Source organism: Streptomyces sp. NPDC092045 (assembly GCF_044756005.1).
Lineage (GTDB): Bacteria > Actinomycetota > Actinomycetes > Streptomycetales > Streptomycetaceae > Streptomyces.
Window position 1 is genome coordinate 13685 of record NZ_JBIVSC010000023.1, and the last position, 23903, is coordinate 37587.

Below are 23903 nucleotides of genomic sequence, written 5' to 3' on the forward strand. Positions count from 1 at the left end.
GCCGGGTGGTAAGGGAGCCGGCCCGCGCCCGCCGCCGACGCTACCGGCACGTAACGAACCGCTAACCAAACCGGCTTCACAGCCAACGCATATGTTTTACTTTTTGAGCAGGTCAGATCAACGCTTCATATGGATTGCTCAGATTCGAAAGATTTCGCTCAAGATCTTTTGAACGCAAGCGTCCCCCTGGCTCCTGCGGCAGCCGGAAAAGGATGTCGCCGCACCACCCCTTTGACATGTCGCGCCCGATCGCGAGCCGATCGGCACGACCGGGCCGCCGGGGCTCCGCGCGCCCCCGGGGGGAGAGCCCGCGCGCGGCCCCCTGGAAGGCGGCACCTCGTCACCGCTCCCCCGACCGGGGGCCTGGAGGTTGTAGGAATGGCCGCTTCCGGCCGGGACAACAGGATGTACGCGCTGGACGGACTGCGTCTGGTCGTCGCCCTCATGGTGGTCTTCTACCACTACGTCGCCACCGCCGACCCGTGGGGCCACTCCACGGCGACGATCTTCCCCACCGCGCACCACTTCGCCCGCTTCGGCTGGCTCGGCGTCGAGATCTTCTTCCTCATCAGCGGATTCGTCATCTGCATGAGCGTGTGGGGGCGCACCCTGGGCGACTTCGCCATATCGCGCCTGACACGGCTCTTCCCCGCGTACTGGGTGGCGGTCCTGATGACCGCGATCGTGGTGAAGACGTGGCCGGTGGTCAGCGACATCGACGGCTGGGGGACGGTGATCACCAACCTGACGATGCTCCAGGGCGGGAACAACACGCCCTCCGTCGACAAGGTGTACTGGACCCTCTTCGTCGAGCTGAAGTTCTACCTGCTGATGGCCGTGGTGGTCTTCTTCGGGGTGACGTACCGCACCTGTCTGGTGTTCTGCGGCGTGTGGACCGCCGCCGCGGCGCTGGCGCCGGTCATGGGCAGCGAGCTCCTGAAGCAGTTCGCCATGCCCGTCTACGCGCCGTACTTCATCGCCGGCATGGCCTTCTACCTCATGCGCCGCTACGGTCCCAACGCCATCCTCTGGACGATCGTCGGGTTCCAGCTCCTGCTGTCCCAGCGGTACGTGGACTACCGCATGGAGGTCAGCCTCGGCAGGGAGCTGGCCGAGTCGATGCCCACCTGGCCCGCCCGGCTGGTCGTCGTCGCCGGCTTCGCGCTCGTCGGGGCGATCGCCCTCGGCGCGTTCGACCGCGTCCGGTGGAAGTGGCTCACCCACGCGGGAGCCATCACGTACCCGCTGTACCTCATCCACATGTTCATCGGCATGACGATCATCCACGAGCTGCGCGACCGGGTCCCCGCCGTCCCCCTGGTCGTCATGGTGACCGTCGGCATGATGGCCGTGGCCTGGCTCATCCACCGCTTCGTCGAACGACCCGTCGGCACGTGGATGCGCGCCGGCCTCAAGCGGGCGGTCCAGGACGTCCGGCGCGAGACGCGGCCGGGCGGAGCCCGCGTCCGCCGGGACGGGAACCCGCCGGAGCCGACGCCGGCACCCGCGGCCCGCGCCGCCGCCGTTCCGGCCGCCGCCCCCGCCGTCCCCGCCGGCCACCGGGACGCGGAGACCCTCACGCTCTCCGTCCCGACCGGTCTCATCCCCGCGCCGCGCCACCCGCACTCCGGAGCCGGGGACGGCGTGGACGCCTCCCGGGGGTTCCCCGCCGGTCCCGGCGCGTGACGGAACGTCGATACCCGGTCGTGTCCCGCGGCGGGGTCGTCACGGCCCGGAGTCGGCCTCCGGCTCCGGTACTCTCCGTGGGATGCGAGCGCACGTTGACCCGGATCGTGCCGGTGTCGCCCCCGCGGTGACTCCGCGTCCCGGAATGCGCCCCGTTCGCGCCCCCAGGAGGCGCTCCGCGCCCTCCTGTTCGACTCCCCGCAGCGTGCGTCGCACAGTATGGACCATGCGTACTCCTTCGCGCTGGAATATGCCCGAAGCGCTTGTTGCGGTGACTGTACGTCAACCATGCTGTCTCGCAAGGGAATCACGTTCCGTAAGGGCGTCGATGGCTGTGAGGCGCGAGGCGATGTGTCCGCCGGTTCGGGTGGTGTGAACGGTGCAGGTGCTTCAGGTTCAGTTGGAGGTCGGGCCGGACCCGGCGGAGGTGGGGCGAGCCCGGAGGTGGGCCCGGTCACGGCTCGCCGGCTCGGGCATAGGGGAGGACGAACCGCTGGCGGAGGCGCTGGTGCTGATCATCTCCGAGCTCGTGACCAACGCCGTGGTGCACACGGGCTGCCCGGCCGTGCTGCGGATGCTGTTCGCGGCGGAGGGCGGGGTGCGGGTGGAGGTGGCCGACGCGAGCGACCGCCCGCCGAAGCCCCGGCACGCGCAGGGCGACGACACCAACGGGCGCGGCCTGGAGCTGGTGGACGGCCTCGCGGACCGCTGGGGCTGGCAGCCCGAGGGCCTCGGCAAGAGCATCTGGTGCGAGGTGGACCGGGCCCCGGTCGCCCCCGCGTCCACGGTGACGCCCGCGTCCGCCGCGGCGCCCGTGTCCGCGGTGGGGTCGGGGGTCGCGGTGGTGCCCGGAGGCCCGGGAGTGCCGGGCTTCCCGGTGTCGCCCGGACGGGTGTCCTGTTGACGGTTCGTGCCGTTTTGCCCACCCTGGGGTGAGCGATTCGCGGTGAGGGGAGCCGAGGGCCCGCTGGGCCCTCGGCGCGCGCGGGTCGCGGCCGGGTGGCGGCGGGTCCGTGCCGTGCTCGGGGCGCGCGCGAGCGCGCCGCCGCCCGGACGCCCGGCCTTCGGAGGTGTGGACGCCCTTCCCTCCGGCTTTCCGTGGCGCGGACGCTCCCTCCGGCCTTCCGCAGCGTGCACGCCCCCGGTCTTCGGAGGTGTGGAGGCCCTCCTTTCCGGCCTTCCGAGGTACGGACTTCAGCCCCCGGGCGCGGCCTCCGCGTCCGTGACGCGGAACGTGCGCCGGTACGAGGTGGGGGTCACCCCGATCGCGCTCATCAGGTGCGTCCGCAGCGACTGGGCCGTGCCGAAGCCGGCGTCCCGCGCGACCCGGTCGACGGGCAGGTCGGTGGACTCCAGGAGGTGCCGGGCGCGTTCGACGCGCTGCCGGGTGAGCCACTGGCCGGGGCTGACGCCGACCTCGTCGCGGAACCGGCGGGTGAACGTCCGCACGCTCATCGCCTCCTTCTCCGCCAGGTCCCGCAGCTGGATCGGCTCGTGGAGGTGGGCCAGCGCCCAGGCGCGGGCCGAGGTCGTGGTGTGCGTCCCGGCCTGCGGCAGGGGCCGCGCGACGTACTGGGCCTGGCCGCCGTCCCGGTGCGGCGGCACGACCGTCCTGCGGGCCACCTCGTTGGCGACGGCCGTCCCGTGGTCGCGCCGCACCAGGTGCAGGCACAGGTCGATCCCGGCGGCCACGCCCGCCGAGGTCAGCACGTCGCCGTCGTCGACGAAGAGGACGTCCGCGTCGACCCGCACCTTCGGGAAGAGGCGCTGGAAGTGCTCGGCGGAGGTCCAGTGGGTGGTGGCCGGGCGCCCGTCGAGGAAGCCCGCGGCGGCGAGCACGTACCCGCCGGTGCAGATGGAGACCAGCCGGGTGCCGGGCCGGATGCGCGCGAGGGCGGCGGCCAGTTCGGCGGGCAGCCTGCCCTCCTCGTAGACCGGCCCCAGCTCGTACGAGGCGGGCACCACGACCGTGTCGGCGGTGGCGAGGGCCTCCGGGCCGTGCTCCACCTGGACGGCGAAGTCGGCGTCGGTGCGGACCGGGCCCGCGGCCGTCGCGCAGGTGACGATCTCGTACAGGCGCCGGCCCCCGGAGTCCTGGGCGAGGCCGAAGATGCGGTGCGGGATGCCCAGTTCGAAGGGGAGGATGCCGGGCAGGGCGAGGACGGCGACGCGGTGCGGCGACGGCACGGGCGGTGCTCCCTCCGAGAGCGGTGGCGAGGAAAACCAGTGGTGGTCCAGACCAGTTTCCGGTAGCTGTTCTGAACCGTGACGGACAACACGTACGACAGGACGCGCACCAGCACGCACGCCAGCACGCGCGGGGGCGCGCACGAGGACGGCACGTGGGGCGGTGGTGCGCGCGGGCCCGGGGGCCCGGGGCGGACGCCCGTCCCGGACGGGCCGTCCGCCCTCTGGAACCGTAACTTCCGGCTCTTCTTCGTCGCCCGCGGGGCCGCCGTCTTCGGCGAGGGCATGGTCCCCGTCGCCTACGCCGCCGGACTCCTCGGCGCCGGACACCCCGGCTCCGCCGTCGGCTACGCGCTGGGGAGCTGGACGGCCGCCTTCGCGCTCTTCGTCCTCTTCGGCGGCGTCCTCGCCGACCGGTTCACCGCCCGGCGCATGATGATCCTCGCGGACCTGCTGCGGCTGCCCGGCGCCGCCGTCCTCGCCGTCACCTTCGCGCTCGGCAGCCCGCCCCTGTGGGCGGTGTACGCGCTCTCCGTCACCGGAGGCGTCGGCGCCGCCCTCTTCCAGCCGGGCGTCGCCTCCACGATCCCGCGCATCGCCCCCGACGTGCAGCGCGCCAACGCCGTCCTGCGGGTCGTCGAGGCCCTGACGACCATGGCGGGACCGGCCGCCGCGGGCCTCCTCGTCGCCGTCTGGAACGCGGGCGCCGCCTTCGCCGTCAACGGCGCCACCTTCGCGGTCAGCGCCCTCTGCCTCGCCCCGATGCGGCTCGCCCCGCTCCCCTCCGACACGATGCGGCGCGACTCCCTGCGCGCCGAACTCGCCGGCGGCTGGCGCGAGTTCCGCTCCCGGAGCTGGCTCTGGGGGGTCATCTCCATCTGGACGGTGTACGGCCTGACGGTCGCCGGGCCCATGGTGCCGCTCACCGCGAGCCTGGTCACCGGGGACCACGGGCCGGCCGCGTACGGCGTCCTGATGGCCGTCAACGGGGCCGGGAGCGCGGCCGGCGGCCTGCTCGCCCTCCGGCTGCGCCCGGGCCGTCCCCTCGCGTGGGGCGCGGTCGCCCTCCTCGGTCTGCCCGTGAACCTCGCCCTCCTCGGCCTGGGCGCGCCCGTGGAGCTGCTCGGCGCGGGCCAGTTCATCGGCGGGGCGGCCTTCGCGTACTGGCTGGTGATGTGGTCCACCGCCGTCCAGACGCACGTGCCGCAGGAGGCGCTGAACCGGATGCACGCGTACGACGTGGCCGGATCGCTCCTGATGATGGGCGTCGGCCGCACCCTGTCGGGCCCGGTCGCGGCGGTGGCCGGCACGGAGCACGTCCTCCTGGCGGGGGCGGGCGTCGCGGTCCTCGTGGTGGCCGCGCTCCTCTCCGTACGCCCGATCAGGACGCTGCCGAGGGCGTGAGGCGCGCGGGGGCGGCGCTCGCCAGGAGCGCGACGGACAGCAGGGGCGCGACCGCCTGGTAGCCGATCCAGACCTCGCCCCCGGCGGCGGCGCCCTTCCGGCTCCCGCTCCGACGGAAGGGATGGCCCGATCCGTTGGAAAGCTGTCGTCCGGGCCAATGGCAGGGGGACGGGAGCGGCCGGGATGCTCGACGGCATGGCTCAGACAACCGAGACCCCCGCCCGCACGCCCGACGGCGGACCGGTCCGCGCCCCTCGCTTCCACCGCGCCTGGTCCGTCGCGGCGGTCACCTTCGTCACGATCATCGGCGCCGCGGCCTTCGCCTCCCTGCCGGGCCTCCTGATCGAGCCGCTGCACGCCGAACTGCACTGGTCGCGCGGCACGATCGGGTTCGCGGTCTCGGTGAACCTCGCCCTCTACGGCCTGACCGCCCCCTTCGCCGCCGCGCTCATGGACCGCTTCGGCATCCGCCGGGTCGTCGCCGTCGCCCTCGCCGTCATCGCGCTCGGCTCGCTCCTCACCGTGTGGATGACCGCCGCCTGGCAGCTCGTCCTCTACTGGGGGATCCTCGTCGGCCTCGGCAGCGGCTCCATGGCCCTGGCCTTCGCCGCGACCGTCACCAACCGCTGGTTCGTCGCCCGCCGGGGCCTGGTGACCGGCGTCCTCACCGCCGCCGGGGCCTCGGGCCAGCTCGTCTTCCTGCCGCTGCTCTCCTGGCTGGTCGAGCACCACGGCTGGCGGCCCGCCGCCGTGACCGTCGCCCTCGCCGCGCTCGCCGTCGTCCCGTTCGTCTGGCTGCTGCTCCGCGACCACCCGGCGGACGTCCGGCTCGCCCCGTACGGCGGGGAGTACGTGGAGAAGCCCGCGCCCGTCACGGGCGCCGCCCGCCGGGCCGTCACCGTCCTCCTCAAGGCGGCCCGCACCGGCCCCTTCTGGCTCCTCGCCGGGTCCTTCGCGATCTGCGGCGCCTCCACCAACGGCCTGATCCGCACCCACTTCGTGCCCGCCGCCCACGACCACGGCATGCCGATCACGGCGGCGGCCGGACTGCTCGCCGTCATCGGGGTCTTCGACGTCGTCGGCACGGTGGCCTCCGGCTGGTTCACCGACCGCTTCTCGGCCCGCCGGCTGCTCGCGGTCTACTACGCGCTGCGCGGGATCTCGCTCTGCTTCCTGCCGATCCTGCTCGCGCCGTCCGTGCACCCGCCGATGCTGTTCTTCATCGTCTTCTACGGCCTGGACTGGGTGGCCACCGTCCCGCCCACGATGGCCCTGTGCCGCGAGCACTTCGGCGCGGACTCGGCGATCGTCTTCGGCTGGGTCCTCGCCTCCCACCAGGTCGGCGCGGCCGTCGTCGCCTTCGCGGGCGGCCTGGCCCGCGACGTCTTCGGCACCTACGACGTCGTCTGGTACGCCTCGGGCGCGCTGTGCGCGGTGGCGGCCCTGATGGCCCTGGTCATCAGCCGCCCCCGGCCGGAGCCGGGGCTTCCGGCGGGAGCGTGACGTCCCCGGCGGCCTTCGCGCTCCCGGCCGCCTTCGCCTCCGCCTTCGTTTCCGCCTTCGCCTTCGCCTCCGCCTTCGCCTTCGTCCTCGTTTCCGCCTTCGCCTTCGTCCTCGTTTCCGCCTTCGCCTTCGTCCTCGCCTTCGCCTCCGCCCGCGCCGCCCGGCGCGCGATCGCCCGCGCGATCTTCTCCGCGTCGATCGCCAGCTCGCGGAACATGCCGCTGATCGGGTTGGTGAAGCCGGTGAAGTACAGGCCCGGGGCGTCACGGGGGCAGCGGGCCCCGTGCACCACCGGGCGGCCCCGCTCGTCCAGGACGCCCAGGCCGCCCACCAGGGGTTCCAGGGCGCGGCGGTAGCCGGTCGCGGCGATCACCGCGTCCGGGGCGATCCGGGTGCCGTCCGCGAGGAGCACCTCGCCGCCCTCGAAGCCCTCGACGGCCGCGACGACCTCCACCTTCCCGGACCGCACGGCGTCGACCAGGCCCACGTCCTGCACCGGGATCGTGCCCTGCCGCTGGCGGGTGGCGAGGCCGGTGTCCGGCCGGGGCAGTCCGTACGCCGAGAGGTCGGGTGCGGCGAAGCGGGCCATCACGGCCCCCAGCCGGTCGACCACCGGCACCGGCAGCCGCCGCACCAGGATGCCGGTGCGCTGGGCCGGCCACCCGGCCGTCGTGCGCCGCACGATGTGCGGGACCGTCCGCACCGCGAGCCGCACCCGCTTCGCGCCGCCGCCGGCGAGGTCGGCCGCGATCTCGGCGCCGGTGTTCCCGGCGCCCACGACCAGGACGTCCCTGCCCGCGTACGGCTCCGGGGCGCGGTACGCGCGCGCGTGGCTCACCTCGCCCCCGTACGCGTCCAGACCGGGCCACTCGGGCAGGCTCGGGGTGTGGTTGAAGCCGGTGGCCACGACCACCGCGCTGCCGACGAGCCGGCGCCCGCCGGTCGCGTGCAGGACCCACTCCGCGCCGGACCGCTCGATGCCGAAGACCTCGACGCCGGTCACGACCTCCAGCTCGTGCTTCTCCGCGTACTTCTCCAGGTAGCGGACCACGTCGGCGCGGGCGACCCAGCGGCCGAACGAGCGGGGCATCCTCAGGCCCGGGAGCCCGGAGAGCCGCCGGGTGGTGTGCAGCCGCAGCCGGTCGTAGTGGGCGCGCCAGGAGGCGCCGACGGCGTCGGACTTCTCCAGGACGACCGCCCGGACGCCCCGCCCGCGCAGGGCGGCGGCGACCGCGAGCCCCCCGGGGCCGCCGCCGACGACGTACACCGGAGGGGCGGGGTGGGCGGGGGGCTCGTGCGGGGTGGTGACCATGAGAACCGAGCGTAATGACGTGTACACGTAGTGGGTCTCGACCGGGCGGGGTTTCGGTTGCGAATCGGTATACGCGCGCCCGCGCGCGGGCTACAGGGCGCCGATGTTCCGCCAGATCTGGCCGCCCTGGTTCCCCCCGCACGTGTAGGTCGACGCGAACGCCCCCGCCATCAGGCACTTTCCGTCGCTCGCGTTCTTGAGGAGGCGCCCGGCGGACGACGAGGAGAAGACCTTCCACGACTGGAGGGAGGAGCCGTTGCAGGCGACGGTGGTGACGCTGGTGTTGCCCGCCGGCTGGAGGCAGCGCCTGCTGTACGTGTTGACCAGCCGGAACGTTCCGCCCGAGCCGGACACGTACTTCCAGGCGAAGTGGTAGGGGGTGCCGTTGCTGCTCTCGGAGCCGCACGCGACGGACGTGACGAGGACGCCGAAGCCCGGATTGTGCTCCGCCAGGCAGTCGCCGCTCGTCCCGTTCTCCAGGGAGTACGTCCCCGAGGGCGCCGCACCGCCGCCGGTCGACGGGGGAGGGGCCGGCTTCTGGGTCGTCGGCTTCGGGGCCGGGGGCCGGGTCGTCTTCGTACCGCCGGAGGGCGTGGTCGGAGCCGTTCCGTCGCCGCCCGATCCCGAGCCGCCCGAACCCGACCCCGAGCCGCCCGGCAGGACCCCTCCGCCACCGCCGCCGACCGCACCCCCACCGTCACCCGGCGGCGGAACCGCCCCCGGCGGCTGCTGCCCGGACGGAACCCCCGACGGCGCCCCCGACGACGGCTTCGGCGCCGAAGGAACGGGAGATCCGGCCGACGGGCCGACCGGCGACGGGACCGCCCCCGGCTGCGAGGCCACGGCGGTCGGGGAGGCGGAGTCCTGCGGGGCCGCGCCGAGCCGCCCGACCTCGTACGGCCCGAGGGCGACGGTCAGGGTGGTGCCGGTCGCCACGACGACGGGCACGGCGAGCATGACGAACCGGTTCCGCCGCCTCTCCGGCTTCCCGGAACCCCCGGCGGCGGTCGCGGCGAGCACGTCCGGCGAGGCCGTCGCGGGCTCCTTCCCGGCCTGCGGGGTGAGCGAGGCCGTCGGAACGTCCCGGTCGGGATCGGCCGCCTCCAGCTCCGCGAGCCGCTCGGCCGTGGGCGCCCCGGAGGCGAAGGCCGCCCGCTCCGCGATCCGCGCGGCGACGGCGTCCGGCCAGGCGGCCCCCGCCGCCCGCTCCTCGGTGAGTTCCACCAGCTCGGCGGCGGTCGGCCGGTCCGCCGGATCCTTGGAGAGACACTTCCGTACGAGCTCCGCGAGCGCGGGGTCGGCCTCGGCCAGGCCCCCGAAGTCGGGCGCGCCGTGGACCACCCGGTAGAGCAGGTCGGGGCCGGAACCGTCGCCGAACGGAGGCCGCCCGTTCGCCGCGTACAGCAGGAGGCTGCCGAGCGCGAAGACGTCGGCCGCGCCGGTCAGGACCCGCTCCGCGACGGCCTGTTCGGGCGCCATGTAGGCCGGGGTGCCGATGACCATGCCGGTCCTGGTCAGCCGGCTCTGGTCGGCGGCGCGGGCGACGCCGAAGTCGATGAGGGAGAGCCCCTCCCCGGTCAGCATCACGTTGGACGGCTTGAGGTCGCGGTGCACCATGTCGGTGCCGTGCACGACCCGCAGGCCCGCCGCCGCGCCCCGCAGCAGCCGCCACAGGGCCCCGCCGGTCAGCGGGCCGCCGTTGAGCCGGATCGCCTCGTCGAGGGTGATGCCGGGGATGAACTCGGTCGCGAACCACGGCGGCTTCGACGTGCGGTCGCTCGCGAGCAGCTTGGTGTTGGCCCCGCCGGGCAGCCGGGCCAGGTTGTCCAGCTCGTGCCCGAAGTGGCCCAGGAAGTCCGCGTCCTCTGCGAGGATCGGCAGCACCCGCTTCACGGCGGCGAACTTCCCCGGCACGGCGCCGAGATAGACCCGCCCCATGCCGCCGGACCCGAGCACGCCGAGCAGTCTGAACGCCCCGATCCGGCGTGGATCGCCCGGCTCCAGGGGCATCGCCCCGCTGCCGTTCAGATCGTCCCGATGTGAGTCGTCTTCCGCTTCCCCCCGCATGGGCCACACGATATCCGAGCGCTCACGGGAGCTGAATACCGCTCAGGTTACGGGGAGTTGGGGCCGAAGCGGCCGTGCGGGGCCGGGGCCGGGACGTGCCCGGTCCCGCACGGCGGGAGCGTCAGGAGTAGAGGTCGAAGGCGGTCGTCTCGCCCGCGTACAGGCCGGATTCGCGGCGCGGCGCGAAGAGGTCGTTCCAGACGCCCTTGGCCCCGTAGACGTACGTCCCCCGGGGACCGACCGCGAGCAGGTCGGGGCGGCCGTACCGGTCGGCGTTGCCGATGGGGACGAGGTGGGTGTACGCGCCCCAGCCGCCGCCGACCTCGGCGCGGGGGCGGAGGGTGCCGTCGCCGTTGCCGAGGTAGACCCACAGGACGCCGTCCTTGTCGCGGGCGAGGATGTCCCCCGGGGCCGCGCCGGCCATGTTGCCCGTGGCGGTGACCAGGTTGTAGATCCCCCAGTTGGTGCCGATCTTCTTGCGGTCGCCGAGCGGGGCGTTGACGTTCCTGGTGCCGGGGTAGAGCCACAGCGCGCCGGCCTTGTCGACGGCGATGACGTCGTTCTTCCCGTCGCCGTTCAGGTCGCTGCCGCCGCTGATCCTGTCGTGGACGCCCCAGTTGGTGCCGATCTTCTTCCGGGGCAGGAAGCCGCCGTCGCCCTTGCCCTCGTACAGCCAGAGGCCGCCGCTCTCGTCCCGGGTGACGAGGTCGTCCGTGGCCGAGCCGCCGAGGTCGCCCGCCACCTCGATACGGTCGTACACGTTCCAGCCGTGGCCCAGCGAGGAGCGCCCGGCGGGCATCACCTGCTGGTCGGGGAAGTACGTGTCGTCGCGCCACAGCCGGCCGGCCGCGTCGCGGGCCAGGACGTCCGGGGCGCCGTTGCCGTCGAAGTCGTGCCGGGCGGCGACGGGACGGAGCACGGTGAAGGAGCCGGTGGCGGTCACGGGGTCGCCGACGCCGTTGAGGGGAGTGGCGCTGAACTCCCAGGTGTACGCGCCGGCGGGGGCGTTCGCCTTCTCCATGAGCCCGTTCCAGCTGTAGGAGATCCGGAACGGGGGCTTGTCCGCGTACGCGGCCGTGAACGTGTCGTGCCGGGTCAGCCCGCTCGCGGTGTGCCGCAGCGTCAGGGTCCCCTTCACGTTGGAGCGGGCGAGGCCCCAGGAGAACAGCACGCCGGCGTGGTTGGTGTCGAGGGTGACCGTCTCCGGGACCAGGATCTCCGGCGTGCCGAGACCGGCCGACTCGCCGCTGCCGGCGACGAACGCGGCGACCGGGGAGCCCTGCGCGTCGAGGGAGACGCGGTACAGGCCCTCGCCGTGCTCCTTCGTGCCGCCGCGCACCAGCAGGCTGCCGTCGGGGGCCGTGGCCGAGGACGAGGCGTGGTCGAGCAGCCGGACCGTGACGGCCGGGTCCCCGAGGGAGCGCGCGGTCAGCGGGACCAGGTCCGGGAACCGGCCGTTCACCAGTCCGCGCGGGTCGGCGTCGAGGGCCCAGCCGCCCAGCACGTCGACCCGCGCCCGGTCGCCGTTCAGCCGGGTGGTCGTGGTCTTCCCGGTGACCCGGTCGAGGACGACCAGGTCGACTTTGCCGGGGTCGGGCAGCTCGGCCCACGTGACGGAGGTGCGCGACGCGGCGACGTCGTCCACCGCCTTGGCGGTGGTCCGGGACACGGTCGCGGTGCCGGTGGCGATGTCGACGACCGCCACCGCGAACGTCCCGTTCGACTCGGAGGCCACGGCGAACTCGCCGGGACCGGCGGGCGAGGCGTCGGGCCGCCACGCGCCGTCCGCCCGGACGCCGGGCACCGTCCGCTCCGTGACCTCGTCGCCCTCCTTGCTCACCAGGCGCAGCCCGTTGTCGGCCCACAGGGCGAGCGTCCCGTCGGCGAACCAGGCCGGGGTGTACGAGGTCTTCCGGTCGCTCAGGTCGAGGGTGACGGGCTCGGCGCCCGACGCCATGTCGTAGAACCGGAAGACGTTCGGGGAGACGGTCACGGCGACGGTGTCCGAGCCGTTCCCCGCGATCGGCGTACCGGGCAGCTCGGTCGTGGCGCCGGTCTTCAGGTCCGTCCAGAGCAGCGACCCGCCCCGGCTGAGGAAACCTTTCTCCCCGGCGCCGACGATCTCGCTCCGCTCGGGGAACGCCACCGGCTTCTCCTGCCGGGCGGACGCGCTCGCGGCGCCGGACGCGGTGGCGGCGAACGCCGGAGCCGTGGCGACCGCCCCGGAGGTCAGGGCGAGGACGGTGACGACGGCGGCGGCCAGGGTGCCGGACGGACGAGACATGGTGGTATCCCCCTGTTTGAGTCTTTCGAGGCGCTTCGCGCGCTCCACACCGAAAGACACACGGGCCGTCAGGGGGGTTGTACGGAAAACGGCCTGATGTGGGAGAAGCGACGAACGGGCCGCGACCTGGCGATCGCGGCCCGGCCGTCCGGACGAGGACGGGCCGCGCGTCGCTCACACGGCGGCGGCCACGTCCACGAACGCGGCCCAGGCGGCGGGGGCCACGGCGAGCTGGGGGCCGTGCGGGACCTTGGAGTCACGGACGTGGACGGTGGCGGGGTGGGCGGCGACCTCGACGCAGTTGCCGCCTTCGCCGCTGCTGTAGCTGGACTTGCGCCAGTCGTAGGCGATCTCGATGCAGTTGCCGCCCTCGGGACCGCTGTAGCTGCTCTTGAACCAGGCCAGTTGCGCGGTGTTCATCGTTCTCCCAGCAGTTTCTCGATCCAGTCCAGGGACTCGCGCTTGGTGAGTGCCTGCGCCCGGATAATCCCATAGCGCTCGGTGTACATGCGCACTTCTTCCGGGTCGGTGATCAGCCTGGAGTGACCGTAGATCTCGGTGTACGCGACCTCCCGCCGTCCCTTCGCGGTGATCAGGGTGAAGGGGGCTCCCAAGTAGGGGTGTTCGGGCTTGTCCTGCGGCATGATCTGGAGCTCGATTGTGCGTCGTTTGGCCACTTCGAGGATGCGCAGCAACTGCTCGCGGTGTACTTCTGATCCGCCGAACGGGCGGAGCAGAACGGCTGCCTCCAGGACGAAGCTGATCGTCGGGGCGGGCCACTGGTCGAGCAGCACCTGCCGCGAGATCCGGTCCGCCACCCGCTTCTCGATGGTGGCTTCGTCCAGCAAAGGTCGGCTGTGCTCGAATAGCGAGCGCGCGTACGCAGGTGTCTGGAGAACGCCCGGCACCGCCTGCACCTCGTAGTAGTGCAGCGCGACCGCCTTCGCCTCCTCGTGGGCGAAGTCCCGGAACCAGTCCGGGTGCCGTACCCGCGCCTTCGCCAGGGCCGCCCGCACGTCGTCCGCCGTCGCGGCCAGCGCTCCGCCCGCCTTCACCAACGGATCCACCCGCACCAGGAAGTCCGGCTGCGGAGTCCGTACGCCCCGTTCCACCGAGGAGATCAGGTCCTCGCTGCAATGCGCCAGGTCGGACAGCTCCGCCTGGCTCAGGCCCGCGTTGCGGCGCAGGACCTTCAGGATCTTGCCCAGCGCCTGGAAAAGGTGCGCCGTACCGTCCACCTCGGAGGGCCGTTCCGGCCTCTCCTCCTCGTTCCCCGACATCCGTACCGCCCTCTTGGCGTGCCCGTACCGTTACGCAGCGTCGTCACGTCGCTGCTGGTCAGCGTAGGAGCGGCGGGCCACGCTCGGGGCATGAAGTCAGAAACCACCACCCCCACCGGCGAGTTCGTGCTCCGTCTCTCCGCCACGCGCCGGGGCGCGCGCCTGGCGCGTCTGCTGGGCGTGCAGCAGCTGCGGGAATGGGAGGTCACCGGGGCCGGGGCCGAGGCCGCCGAGCTGGTCCTCGCCGAGCTGGCCAACAACGCGGCCCTCCACGGGCGGGTGTCCGGGAGGGACTTCGAGGTGCGGATGGAGCGCGGCGACGACCACGTGCGGATCGAGCTGTCCGACGCGCGCGGCGAACGCCGGCCGTCACCGTCCGCGACGCCCGACGAGGGCGGCTACGGGCTGCTGCTCGTCGCCGCCCTCGCCACGGCGTGGGGCGTGGAGGAGCGGGAGGTCGGCAAGACGGTCTGGGCGACCGTCCCGCTCGCGCCCCGGTGACGGGGCGGCCCCGTCACCGCCCCCGCTCCACCACGCCCCGCACGTACGCCGCCTGCCCCGCGTGCTGGAGGTCGTCCGCGATCACCGACACCAGCCGCACGCCGAGGGTGACCGGCGGGTCCCAGGCGGTGTCCACGACCCGGTCCAGGTCCGCGTTCGTCACCGCCCCGACCAGCTCCGCCGTCCGGTCGTGCACGGCGTCGTGGTAGCCGAGGAGGAGGTCGGGGGCGGCCCGGACCTGCCCCGTCTGCGCGCTCGTCTGGCCGTACCCGGTGGCCTCCTCGGGGAAGGGCAGCCCGAAGCGGTCCGCCCAGCCCTCGGTGGTCCACAGCTGCTCCGTGGCGAAGGCGCCCGCCAGGTGGTCGTCCTGGACGCGGGTGAGGTGCCAGACGAGCCAGGCGATCGAGTTCGCCTCCGGATCGGTCCGGGCGGCCAGCTCGTCCTCCGTGAGGCCCTCCACGGCCCCGTGGACGGCCTCGCGCACCCGGCCGAACGACTCGACCAGCAGAGCGGCGCTGTTCATGCGGACTCCTTCCGTGCGGCCGTGCGGCCGTGCGGCGGTACGGCTGTGTGGCGGTACGGCCGTACCGGGGGTGCCGGGGGGATCAGGAACGGCCCGCCCGCCACCGCTCCACCATCGCCTCCACGTCGAACGGCCGCAGGTTCAGCGGCGGCCCGGGCGGCGGGCGCAGCAGGGCCTCGGCGATCTTCGTGTTGACCTCGCCCAGGATCCGGCGGACCTGGCTCTCCGAGACGGCCCCGGCCACCGCCGCCTCCGCGTCCTCGGCCTCCTTGCGCAGGGCGAGCGCCGGCGGCAGCACGGACGCGCCCTCGCGGTGCATCTTCCCCTTGATCCACCACAGCTCGTCGTACGGCGCCGAGTCGTCGGGGAGGGGCTTCCCGAAGCCCGGCAGGCTCCGGAACTCGCCCCGTTCCGCCGCCTCGCGGATCTGCTTGTCCACGAACGACTCGAAGCTCACTCCCGGCGGCTTGCGTTCGGTCATGTGTCCAGACTACGCAACCGGTCCGGTCCGGGTGTGGCCCACGCGGTCTACTGCGACACGCGATCTTCCGGCACGCTGAGATCCGTTCAACGCGCGTCGACCCTTGTCCCACCACGCTCCACCACCCCCGCCACCCCCACGCACCGGAGGACGCATGCGCGCACGGATCACCCCCCTCGGCACCCTGCTCGCGCTCGTCGCGGGCCTGCTCACCGCACTCGCCACCGCGGCCCCCGCCCAGGCCGCGCCGCTCTTCAAGGCGCCCTTCGCCTGCGGCCAGAAATGGACCTACAGCCACCATGCGGCCGAGGTCCGCCAGGCGCTCGACTTCGTCCGCTCCGACGGCGGCGGCACCGCCGGGGCCCCGGTCCTCGCCTCGGCGTCCGGCACCGCCTACCGCTACTCCCAGCCGTCCGGCGCCGGGAACTACATCGTGATCGAGCACGGCGGCGGCTGGAAGACGTACTACTTCCACCTCAACGCCTACGCGGTCGCCCACGGCGCCGCCGTCTCCCAGGGCCAGCAGATCGGCACCACCGGCTCCACCGGCAACAGCTCCGGCGCCCACATCCACTACGAGCAGCTCTACAACGGCGTCGGACAGCCCGTCGTGATCAACGGCGCCTCCCTCGCGCCCTACCCCGGCTCCTACGGCTCCCGGCACCTGACCAGCGACAACGGCTGCTCCGGCGGGGGCGGGAAGTACTGGGTCGACACCTTCGCCAACGCCGTCGGCTACGCCCAGGCCAACACGGGCGACGCCCAGGGCGTGCTGAACGCCGGCACGAACTACGTCTACTGCAAGGTCTGGGGCCAGGAGATCCGCGACGCCTCCGGCAACTACAACCACTGGTGGCTGCGGACCGACCTCGACACCGTGTACGCGGGGAAGAACGGGCGGAACGCCCACGTCCCGGCCTACTACCTGTCCCGCTGGGGCAACGACGAGGCCCGCGACAACAACGGGACCGTGATCCCCACCTGCTGATCCGCCCGGAAAAGGGCAGGAGCCCCGCTCGTGCCGCGAGGCACGGAGCGGGGCTCCTTGGGTACTGCTCTAGTCGTGCGCGATCGCCGACCCGGGCAACTTAGGCCGGGGAGACGTTCTCCGCCTGCGGGCCCTTCGGGCCCTGCGTGACGTCGAAGGTCACGAGCTGGTTCTCCTCGAGCGAACGGAAGCCGTTCGCGTTGATCGCGGAGTAGTGGACGAAGACATCCGGGCCGCCGCCGTCCTGGGCGATGAAGCCGAAGCCCTTTTCAGCGTTGAACCACTTGACGGTTCCGGTAGCCATAAGCCCTCCTTGGGCCAAAGGGTTGCCCTGCTCCAGAACCTGCAAACAAGTCTGAAAACTACAAAAGCCTGCGGGTCACATGCTCCGCAGGCTCTGTACTGCAAGGGAAACCAAACTGCAACTTGCGTCGAGCGTAGCACGCAGAGCGCTCGGGAGGGTAGAGGGAAAGATCACGTCACCCGAGTGTTTGAACGCCTCTCCCGCGCTGACGCGCGTGCCCCGGCGATGCCCGGTCCGTGAGACGGGTCTAGCCTCACGATGTGGACAAAGCAACCGACGACCAGCGCAGCCGGCCCCGCGTCGGGCACATCCAGTTCCTGAACTGCCTCCCCCTCTACTGGGGCCTGGCGCGCACGGGGACGCTCCTGGACCTGGAGCTCACCAAGGACACCCCGGAGAAGCTCAGCGAGCGGCTCGTCCGGGGCGACCTGGACATCGGCCCCGTCACCCTCGTCGAGTACCTCCGCCACGCGGACGGCCTGGTGGCCCTCCCCGACATCGCCGTCGGCTGCGACGGACCCGTGATGTCCTGCGTGATCGTGTCCCAGCGGCCCCTGGAGGAGCTCGACGGCGCCCGCGTCGCGCTCGGCTCCACCTCCCGCACCTCCGTGCGCCTCGCCCAGCTCCTCCTGGCCGAGCGGTACGGGGTGTCGCCCGACTACTACACCTGCCCGCCGGACCTCGGCCTGATGATGCAGGAGGCCGAGGCGGCCGTCCTCATCGGCGACGCCGCGCTCCGGGCCTCGCTGCACGACGCGCCCCGGCTCGGCCTCCAGGTCCACGACCTGGGCCTGATGTGGAAGGAGTGGACGGGCCTGCCGTTCGTCTTCGCCGTGTGGGCCGTGCGGAAGGACTACCTGGCGCGCGAGCCGGAGACCGTCCACGAGGTCCACCAGGCGTTCCTGGCCTCCCGCGACCTCTCCCTCGAAGAGGTCACCAAGGTGGCCGAGCAGGCGGCCCGCTGGGAGGCCTTCGACGCCGAACTCCTGGAGCGGTACTTCCGCACCCTCGACTTCCGCTTCGGCCCCGAACAACTCGCGGGCGCGCGCGAGTTCGCCCGCCGCACCGGACCCTCGACCGGTTTTCCGGCGGACGTCGAGGTGGAACTCCTCCGGCCTCCGCGCGGCTGACCGCACGGCCCCCGGACGGGCGCCCGGATATTCGCACGCGTGTAATTCCCGTCGTGCCCCGGGCCCATTCCGGAGGCGCGCGCGAACGGCCGGACGGAATGCGGACGCCCGAAAGGGCGGGAGGGTTTCCATTCCATTCACCCGGCGGCCCGGCGGGGTCCGGCGGGATCTCCCGCGCCCGCGTGTTCGCCGGAATGACCCGGCCGCTCCCCGAGAGAGGCGCCCCGGGCCCCTGGCGTACGCTGGTTCGGTCTGTCAGTACCCCTCCGAAAGGGACGAACCCGGTGACCGAGAAGGCCGAACTGCAGTCCGTTCTGGACCGCGCCGCCGCGGGCGGCCGGATCACCCCCGAGGAGGCGCTCGACCTCTACCGCTCGGCGCCCCTGCACGCCCTCGGCGCCGCCGCCGACGCCGTGCGCCGCCGCCGGTACGCGGGGACCGAGCACATCGCGACGTACATCATCGAGCGGAACATCAACTACACGAACGTCTGCGTGACGGCGTGCCGGTTCTGCGCGTTCTACGCCGCGCCGAAGGACACCGGGAAGGGCTGGACCCGGGACCTCGACGACATCCTGCGCCGCTGCGCGGAGACCGTGGAGCTCGGCGGCACCCAGATCATGTTCCAGGGCGGCCACCACCCGGACTACGGCGTCGAGTACTACGAGGAGCACTTCGCCGCGATCAAGGCCGCGTTCCCGCAGCTGGTCATCCACTCCCTCGGCGCCTCCGAGATCGAGCACATGGCCCGCATCTCCGGCGTCTCCGTCGAGGAGGCGATCGGCCGCATCCACGCCGCCGGCCTCGACTCCTTCGCCGGCGCGGGCGCCGAGCTGCTGCCCGAGCGCCCCCGCAAGGCCATCGCGCCCCTGAAGGAGTCCGGCGAGCGCTGGCTGGAGATCATGGAGATCGCCCACGGCCTGGGCGTGGAGTCCACCTCCACCATGCTCATGGGCACCGGCGAGACCAATGCCGAGCGCATCGAGCACCTGCGCATGATCCGCGACACGCAGGACCGGACGGGCGGCTTCCGGGCCTTCATCCCGTACACGTACCAGCCCGAGAACAACCACCTCAAGGGCCGCACGCAGGCCACGCTCTTCGAGTACCTGCGCATGATCGCGATCGCCCGGCTGTTCCTCGACAACGTCGCCCACATCCAGGGCTCCTGGCTGACCACGGGCAAGGAGGTCGGCCAGCTCTCCCTGCACTACGGCGCCGACGACCTCGGCTCGATCATGCTGGAGGAGAACGTCGTCTCCTCCGCCGGCGCCAAGCACCGCTCCAACCGCCTGGAGATCATCGACCTGATCCGCAAGGCGGGCCGGGTCCCGGCCCAGCGCGCCACCACCTACGAGCACCTGGTCGTCCACGACGACCCGGCGAACGACCCGGTCGACGAGCGCGTCGTCTCCCACATCTCGTCCGTCGCGATCGAGGGCGGCACGGCCCACCCGGAGCTGAAGCTCCTCGACGCGAACTGAGATCCGTGCTGACGATCCACGTCGCCGAGGCGACCCCCGAGAGCGCCGTCCTGGTCGACGGCGCCCTCGTCGCCGCCGTCGGCCCGTACGAGGACCTGGCCGCCGTCCGCCCCGGGGCGCGGGTCCGGCGCTGGCCCGGCATCCTCACCCCGGGCCTGCTCAACCCGTACGCCCCCGAGCTGCTCGAAGGCACGTACCACCCGGACCCCCGGGAGGCCGAGGGGTTCGGCACCGAGCCGATCACGGGGGAGCGGGCGCAGCGGATCTTCCGGGCCGACCCCGCGCGCCGGGGCGCCTCCGCGCGCCGGGGCGTGCAGCGGCTCCTGGCCCACGGGACGGTCGCGGTCGCGGGCGAGCTGCGCGGCCGGGCCGCCGCGGACGCCGTGCGCCGGGCCGGCCTCGCCGTCGGCCGCCGCCCGGAGCGGCTGCCCGGCCCGCCGTCGTTCTCCCCGGCCCCGCTGGTCCTCCTGCCCGCGCCGGTCCCGGGCGGCCCCGCCCGCTTCGCCGTCTTCGACGTCCCCGACCGGGCCTCCCTGGTCCGCCTCGGCGCGTCGACCTGCGTCGCCACCGTCCTCGGCGGGCGCCTGGTCCACCGGGCCCGCTGAACGCCCGGCGCGCCCGGCGCCGCCGAGCGCGCCCTGCCGACCGGGGCGCGAGGGGTCCTGAGACAATGGGACCGCCCGCCCGTCTCCGATTCTGCGAGGCCGAACACCCGTGACCCGCGCCACCCTGGACAAGCAGCCGCACGAAGTCGCGTCGATGTTCGACGACGTGGCGGCCAACTACGACCTCACCAACGACGTGCTCTCGCTCGGCCAGGACCGCCGCTGGCGCAAGGAGGTCGCGAAGGCGGTCGACGCCCGCCCCGCGCAGAAGGTCCTCGACCTCGCCGCCGGCACGGCCACCTCCTCGCAGCCCTTCGCGCGGGCGGGCGCGTACGTCGTCCCGTGCGACTTCTCCCTCGGGATGCTGCGGGTCGGCAAGAAGAACCACCCGTGGATGCCGTTCACGGCGGGCGACGGCACGAGGCTGCCCTTCCGCGACGACGTGTTCGACGCGGTCACGATCTCCTTCGGGCTGCGGAACATCCAGGACACCGAGCGGGCGCTGCGCGAGCTGTACCGGGTGACGAAGCCCGGCGGCCGGGTCGTCATCTGCGAGTTCTCGCACCCGACCTGGGCGCCGCTGCGCACGGTGTACGAGGAGTACCTGATGCGCGCGCTGCCGCCGGTGGCCCGCGCCGTCTCCTCCAACCCCGACGCGTACGTGTACCTGGCCGAGTCCATCCGGTCCTGGCCGGACCAGCCGGCCCTGGCGGGCCTGCTCCGGAAGGCCGGCTGGTCGAAGGTCGCCTGGCGGAACCTGTCGGGCGGCATCGTGGCCCTGCACCGGGGCTTCAAGCCGTAACCCCCGCCGTCCTTCCGCCCTAGACTTCCCCCGTCCTTCCCTCGACCCCTTAGGGAGATCCGTCGTGACCGAGCAGCCCCTCTCCGAGCACAGCGCAGATGTGATCGTCGTCGGAGCGGGCCCGGCCGGCTCGACCACCGCCTACTACCTGGCGAAGGCGGGCCTGGACGTCCTCCTCCTGGAGAAGACCGCGTTCCCGCGCGAGAAGGTCTGCGGCGACGGCCTCACCCCCCGCGCCACCAAGCAGCTCGTCGCCATGGGCATCGACATCTCCGAAGAGGCCGGCTGGCTGCGGAACAAGGGCCTGCGGATCATCGGCGGCGGCGTCCGCCTGGAGCTGGACTGGCCGGAGCTCGCCTCGTACCCGGACTACGGACTCGTCCGCAAGCGCGACGACTTCGACGAGCAGCTCGCCCGGCAGGCGCAGAAGGCCGGCGCCCGCCTGTACGAGCGCTGCAACGTCGGCGCTCCGGTGATCGACGACCGCACGGGCCGGATCACCGGAGTCCACGCCAAGCTGGGCGAGGAGAAGCGCGAGGTCACCTTCCACGCCCCGCTGGTCGTCGCCGCCGACGGCAACTCCAGCCGCATCTCCCTCGCCATGGGCCTGCACCGGCGCGACGACCGGCCGATGGGCGTCGCGGTCCGCACGTACTTCACCACCCCGCGGCACGAGGACGACTACCTGGAGTCCTGGCTGGAGCTGTGGGACCGGCGCGGCCCGCAGGACCGGCTGCTGCCCGGGTACGGCTGGATCTTCGGCATGGGCGACGGCACCTCGAACGTCGGCCTCGGCATCCTCGACTCCTCCTCCGCGTTCAAGGAGCTGGACTGGCGCGAGGTGCTCAAGGCCTGGTGCGCGTCGATGCCGGAGGACTGGGGCTTCACCCCGGAGAACATGACGACCACCATCCGGGGCGCCGCCCTGCCGATGGCGTTCAACCGGCAGCCGCACTACACCAAGGGCCTGCTGCTCGTCGGCGACGCGGGCGGCCTGGTCAACCCGTTCAACGGCGAGGGCATCGCGTACGCCATGGAGTCGGGCCAGATCGCGGCCGACGTCATCGTCCAGGCGCACGCCCGCGCGACCCCGGCCCAGCGCGAACTGGCCCTGCGGAACTACCCGCAGGTCCTCAAGGACACCTACGGCGGCTACTACACGCTCGGCCGCGCCTTCGTGAAGCTCATCGGCAACCCGAAGGTCATGAAGATCGCGACCCAGCGCGGCCTGACCCACCCGCTCCTGATGAAGTTCACCCTGAAGATGCTGGCGAACCTGACCGACCCGACGGGCGGCGACGCGATGGACCGCATCATCAACGGCCTGTCGAAGGTGGCCCCGAAGGCCTGACCGGGCCCCGCGCACGGCGAAGGGCCGTCACTCCCCCGAGGAGTGGCGGCCCTTCCGCGTGAGCGCGCGAGCGCTTCGAGCGCGAGCGCTCAGAGGATGCGCACGGCGCCCGACGGCGGGTCCCAGTCCAGGGAGCGCTCGACGACGCCGGTGGAGGAGTTCTGCGCGCCGACGTACTTGCCGCCGCCGACGTAGACGGCGACGTGGTACGAGCCGCTGCGGCTGCCCCAGTACAGGATGTCGCCCGGCTGGAGGTTGCCCAGGGAGACGGAGCTGCCCATGCTCGACTGCTGGTACGAGATGCGGGGCAGGTCGATGCCGGCCGCGCGGTAGGCGGCCTGGACGAGGCCGGAGCAGTCCCACGAGTTGGGGCCGGTGCCGCCGGTGACGTAGGAGTCGCCGACCTGGGCGCGGGCGAAGGCCACGATCGAGGCGGCGGAGCCGCTGGGGGCCTCGGAGCGGCTGCCGCTGTCCGAGGCGCTCGAACCGCCGTCGGAGGACGACGAGGACGAGCCGCCGTCGTTCGAGGAGCCCGAGGACTTCGTGGCGAGCTGGGTGCGCGTGCTGGTGCGGGAGGCGCGCTCGGCGGCCTCCTCGGCCTCCTGGCGCTCCTTCTCGGCCTTCAGGCGGGCCTGCTCGGCGCGCTCGGCCGCGGCCTTGCGGTCCGCTTCGGCCTTGGCCTTCCTGGCCTCCTGGGAGGCCTTCTGGAAGGCGGCCTGCTCCAGGCTCTGGAGGCTCTGGTCGAGGGCCTCCTGCTGGGACGCCTCGGCGGAGGCGGCGACCGCGCTCGCGAGGTTCGTGCCGACGTCGAGCGAGCCCAGGGTGGGCATTTCGATGGTCTCGGTCACCGGCTCGGCGTTCGCCGGTCCGGCGGCACCGGCCACCGCGATGGTGCCGAGGACGCCACCGGCGACTCCGGCGCGGAGCGCGAGCTTCGAAGCGCTGCGGCGGGGCTTCCGGTGGCTGGGTATGTGAGCGGTCTGGGACATGGGAACAACCGCTATCAGGGCGCGATGGTTTCCTTCAAGAAACGTGGGTTGCGCCACAGTTACGTTCGGAACCTGTGAATCCGCTTCTGTAGCGCCTTTATTGACGCCGTAACGGGCAAATCGGGCATGGGTCATCCGGGCCTTGATCAAGGGTTTTCGTTGAAACGCCCGAATTGCCCGACGCTTACCACTCCTTGACGCCCTTGGCCAAGCCCCCTTCTTTTCGAACCGTCATGTTGTGACGCAGCTCACATTCGAGCTCGTGAAAACGCGCACGTGTCCACCTCCGTACGCGAGGCCCCCCGACCGGGCGACGGACGGGCCCTTTATCACCCGTCCGCATCCATCGCCAATTTGCTTGTAGGGGCCAACACTTGATAGTGCGACACCCCCTCCGAGCAGCGATTTCCGGTACGGATGTCACATCTGGTGATCACCTGGGCGCTTCGCGCGACAAGATCACCGCTCATCCGGCTTCATGATCCTTCGTCAGGTGGTGGAGATCACAAACTACTTGCTGCACCCCGTGTCGCAGATCACAGATGGGCAGGCATAAGATGCGGGGCAGCCGGGCTTGTGAACTGCCTCACATGGGGGCGATCTTTCACGGCGCGGCGGTGCGGTCCAACGGTCAAGGACGACTGGAAGGAGCGAGGAGCGTGAATGCGTACGCGCCCGTCCTCGTGCTCGGTGCCCTGGGTGCGGGGTTTGCGATCTTCTCCGTGGTCATGGCCACGCTCATCGGGCCAAAGCGGTACAACAGGGCAAAACTTGAGGCGTACGAGTGCGGCATCGAGCCGACACCCACGCCCGCCGGAGGCGGCCGCTTCCCGATCAAGTACTACCTGACGGCGATGCTCTTCATCGTCTTCGACATCGAGATCGTCTTCCTCTACCCCTGGGCCGTCACCTTCGACGCCCTGGGGCTTTTCGGGCTCGTGGAGATGCTGCTCTTCGTGCTCACCGTCTTCGTCGCCTACGCCTACGTGTGGCGGCGCGGCGGCCTGGAATGGGACTGAGGG

General features: G+C 72.6%; 21 protein-coding genes and 1 pseudogene. 12 read left to right on the top strand and 10 right to left on the bottom strand.

Annotation, left to right across the window (positions count from 1 at the left end; translation table 11 throughout):
• The first annotated feature begins 378 nt into the window (after positions 1 to 378).
• Complete coding sequence (locus tag ACIQKA_RS31100; protein ID WP_383157440.1) at positions 379 to 1686, top strand: acyltransferase family protein; 1308 nt, start codon at positions 379 to 381, stop codon at positions 1684 to 1686.
• A 379-nt stretch (positions 1687 to 2065) separates the two neighbouring features.
• Positions 2066 to 2590, top strand: coding sequence for an ATP-binding protein (locus ACIQKA_RS31105; protein ID WP_383157439.1), 525 nt, complete (start codon positions 2066 to 2068; stop codon positions 2588 to 2590).
• 290 nt (positions 2591 to 2880) lie between these two features.
• Here ACIQKA_RS31105 and ACIQKA_RS31110 read toward each other — a convergent pair whose 3' ends face one another.
• Complete coding sequence (locus tag ACIQKA_RS31110; protein WP_383157436.1) at positions 2881 to 3873, bottom strand: GlxA family transcriptional regulator; 993 nt, start codon at positions 3871 to 3873, stop codon at positions 2881 to 2883.
• Positions 3874 to 3951: 78 nt separating this feature from the next.
• On the opposite strand from ACIQKA_RS31110, the gene ACIQKA_RS31115 reads away from it, so the two are divergent.
• Both ACIQKA_RS31115 and ACIQKA_RS31120 read left to right on the top strand, forming a co-directional pair.
• On the top strand, positions 3952 to 5277 hold the full coding sequence (locus ACIQKA_RS31115) for an MFS transporter (RefSeq protein WP_402543038.1): 1326 nt from the start codon (positions 3952 to 3954) through the stop codon (positions 5275 to 5277).
• Between the two features lie 195 nt (positions 5278 to 5472).
• Entirely contained in the window at positions 5473 to 6780 is a 1308-nt protein-coding gene (locus tag ACIQKA_RS31120) for an MFS transporter (RefSeq protein WP_383430353.1), read from the top strand.
• On the opposite strand, the gene ACIQKA_RS31125 is transcribed toward ACIQKA_RS31120, so the two are convergent.
• From ACIQKA_RS31125 to ACIQKA_RS31145, 5 genes are all read right to left on the bottom strand, one after another.
• Positions 6737 to 8092 carry a flavin-containing monooxygenase gene (locus ACIQKA_RS31125; RefSeq protein ID WP_402543039.1) on the bottom strand — a complete coding sequence of 452 codons (1356 nt, stop codon included), beginning with the start codon at positions 8090 to 8092 and terminating at the stop codon, positions 6737 to 6739. The genes ACIQKA_RS31120 and ACIQKA_RS31125 overlap by 44 nt on opposite strands.
• Positions 8093 to 8182: 90 nt before the next feature.
• Entirely contained in the window at positions 8183 to 10159 is a 1977-nt protein-coding gene (locus tag ACIQKA_RS31130; RefSeq protein ID WP_402543040.1) for a protein kinase, read from the bottom strand.
• A gap of 121 nt (positions 10160 to 10280) precedes the next feature.
• On the bottom strand, positions 10281 to 12443 hold the full coding sequence (locus tag ACIQKA_RS31135) for a VCBS repeat-containing protein (RefSeq protein ID WP_402543041.1): 2163 nt from the start codon (positions 12441 to 12443) through the stop codon (positions 10281 to 10283).
• A 174-nt stretch (positions 12444 to 12617) separates the two neighbouring features.
• A complete protein-coding gene (locus tag ACIQKA_RS31140) occupies positions 12618 to 12863 on the bottom strand; it encodes a DUF397 domain-containing protein (protein WP_391094382.1) in 246 nt (81 codons plus the stop codon).
• Positions 12860 to 13723 (bottom strand): helix-turn-helix domain-containing protein, encoded by an 864-nt coding sequence (locus tag ACIQKA_RS31145; protein ID WP_383157422.1) that lies wholly within the window; start codon positions 13721 to 13723, stop codon positions 12860 to 12862. The genes ACIQKA_RS31140 and ACIQKA_RS31145 overlap by 4 nt, the downstream gene beginning before the upstream one ends.
• Before the next feature lie 90 nt (positions 13724 to 13813).
• Here ACIQKA_RS31145 and ACIQKA_RS31150 point away from each other — a divergent pair, with 90 nt between their 5' ends.
• Positions 13814 to 14224, top strand: coding sequence for an ATP-binding protein (locus ACIQKA_RS31150; RefSeq protein ID WP_402543042.1), 411 nt, complete (start codon positions 13814 to 13816; stop codon positions 14222 to 14224).
• A gap of 13 nt (positions 14225 to 14237) precedes the next feature.
• Here ACIQKA_RS31150 and ACIQKA_RS31155 read toward each other — a convergent pair whose 3' ends face one another.
• Both ACIQKA_RS31155 and ACIQKA_RS31160 read right to left on the bottom strand, forming a co-directional pair.
• The gene (locus tag ACIQKA_RS31155; RefSeq protein WP_390110700.1) at positions 14238 to 14747 is read right to left on the bottom strand and encodes a DinB family protein; all 510 of its coding nucleotides are present in this window, start codon (positions 14745 to 14747) and stop codon (positions 14238 to 14240) included.
• Positions 14748 to 14829: 82 nt separating this feature from the next.
• The gene (locus ACIQKA_RS31160) at positions 14830 to 15228 is read right to left on the bottom strand and encodes a DUF1992 domain-containing protein (RefSeq protein ID WP_383157416.1); all 399 of its coding nucleotides are present in this window, start codon (positions 15226 to 15228) and stop codon (positions 14830 to 14832) included.
• A 154-nt stretch (positions 15229 to 15382) separates the two neighbouring features.
• On the opposite strand from ACIQKA_RS31160, the gene ACIQKA_RS31165 reads away from it, so the two are divergent.
• The gene (locus ACIQKA_RS31165; RefSeq protein ID WP_402543043.1) at positions 15383 to 16216 is read left to right on the top strand and encodes a M23 family metallopeptidase; all 834 of its coding nucleotides are present in this window, start codon (positions 15383 to 15385) and stop codon (positions 16214 to 16216) included.
• Positions 16217 to 16316: 100 nt separating this feature from the next.
• Here the strand turns inward: ACIQKA_RS31165 and ACIQKA_RS31170 are convergent, their stop codons facing one another.
• Complete coding sequence (locus ACIQKA_RS31170) at positions 16317 to 16520, bottom strand: cold-shock protein (RefSeq protein ID WP_015035453.1); 204 nt, start codon at positions 16518 to 16520, stop codon at positions 16317 to 16319.
• Between the two features lie 260 nt (positions 16521 to 16780).
• On the opposite strand from ACIQKA_RS31170, the gene ACIQKA_RS31175 reads away from it, so the two are divergent.
• The 5 genes and pseudogenes from ACIQKA_RS31175 to ACIQKA_RS31195 form a co-directional block, all read left to right on the top strand.
• Complete coding sequence (locus ACIQKA_RS31175) at positions 16781 to 17650, top strand: menaquinone biosynthetic enzyme MqnA/MqnD family protein (RefSeq protein ID WP_383157410.1); 870 nt, start codon at positions 16781 to 16783, stop codon at positions 17648 to 17650.
• 284 nt (positions 17651 to 17934) lie between these two features.
• Positions 17935 to 19134 carry a cyclic dehypoxanthinyl futalosine synthase gene (mqnC, locus tag ACIQKA_RS31180; RefSeq protein ID WP_383157407.1) on the top strand — a complete coding sequence of 400 codons (1200 nt, stop codon included), beginning with the start codon at positions 17935 to 17937 and terminating at the stop codon, positions 19132 to 19134.
• 5 nt (positions 19135 to 19139) lie between these two features.
• A complete protein-coding gene (locus ACIQKA_RS31185; protein WP_383157405.1) occupies positions 19140 to 19739 on the top strand; it encodes a hypothetical protein in 600 nt (199 codons plus the stop codon).
• A 109-nt stretch (positions 19740 to 19848) separates the two neighbouring features.
• Positions 19849 to 20541: a demethylmenaquinone methyltransferase gene (locus ACIQKA_RS31190; RefSeq protein WP_383157403.1), complete on the top strand. Its 693-nt coding sequence runs from the start codon at positions 19849 to 19851 to the stop codon at positions 20539 to 20541.
• Positions 20528 to 21892 (top strand): annotated as a pseudogene (locus tag ACIQKA_RS31195) (geranylgeranyl reductase family protein); the annotation flags it as partial. The gene ACIQKA_RS31190 and the pseudogene ACIQKA_RS31195, both read left to right, overlap by 14 nt.
• A gap of 89 nt (positions 21893 to 21981) precedes the next feature.
• Here ACIQKA_RS31195 and ACIQKA_RS31200 read toward each other — a convergent pair.
• Complete coding sequence (locus ACIQKA_RS31200; RefSeq protein ID WP_383157100.1) at positions 21982 to 22881, bottom strand: C40 family peptidase; 900 nt, start codon at positions 22879 to 22881, stop codon at positions 21982 to 21984.
• Positions 22882 to 23540: 659 nt separating this feature from the next.
• Between ACIQKA_RS31200 and ACIQKA_RS31205 the strand changes: the two genes are divergently transcribed.
• Positions 23541 to 23900: an NADH-quinone oxidoreductase subunit A gene (locus ACIQKA_RS31205; RefSeq protein WP_019888619.1), complete on the top strand. Its 360-nt coding sequence runs from the start codon at positions 23541 to 23543 to the stop codon at positions 23898 to 23900.
• The last annotated feature ends 3 nt before the right edge of the window (positions 23901 to 23903 follow it).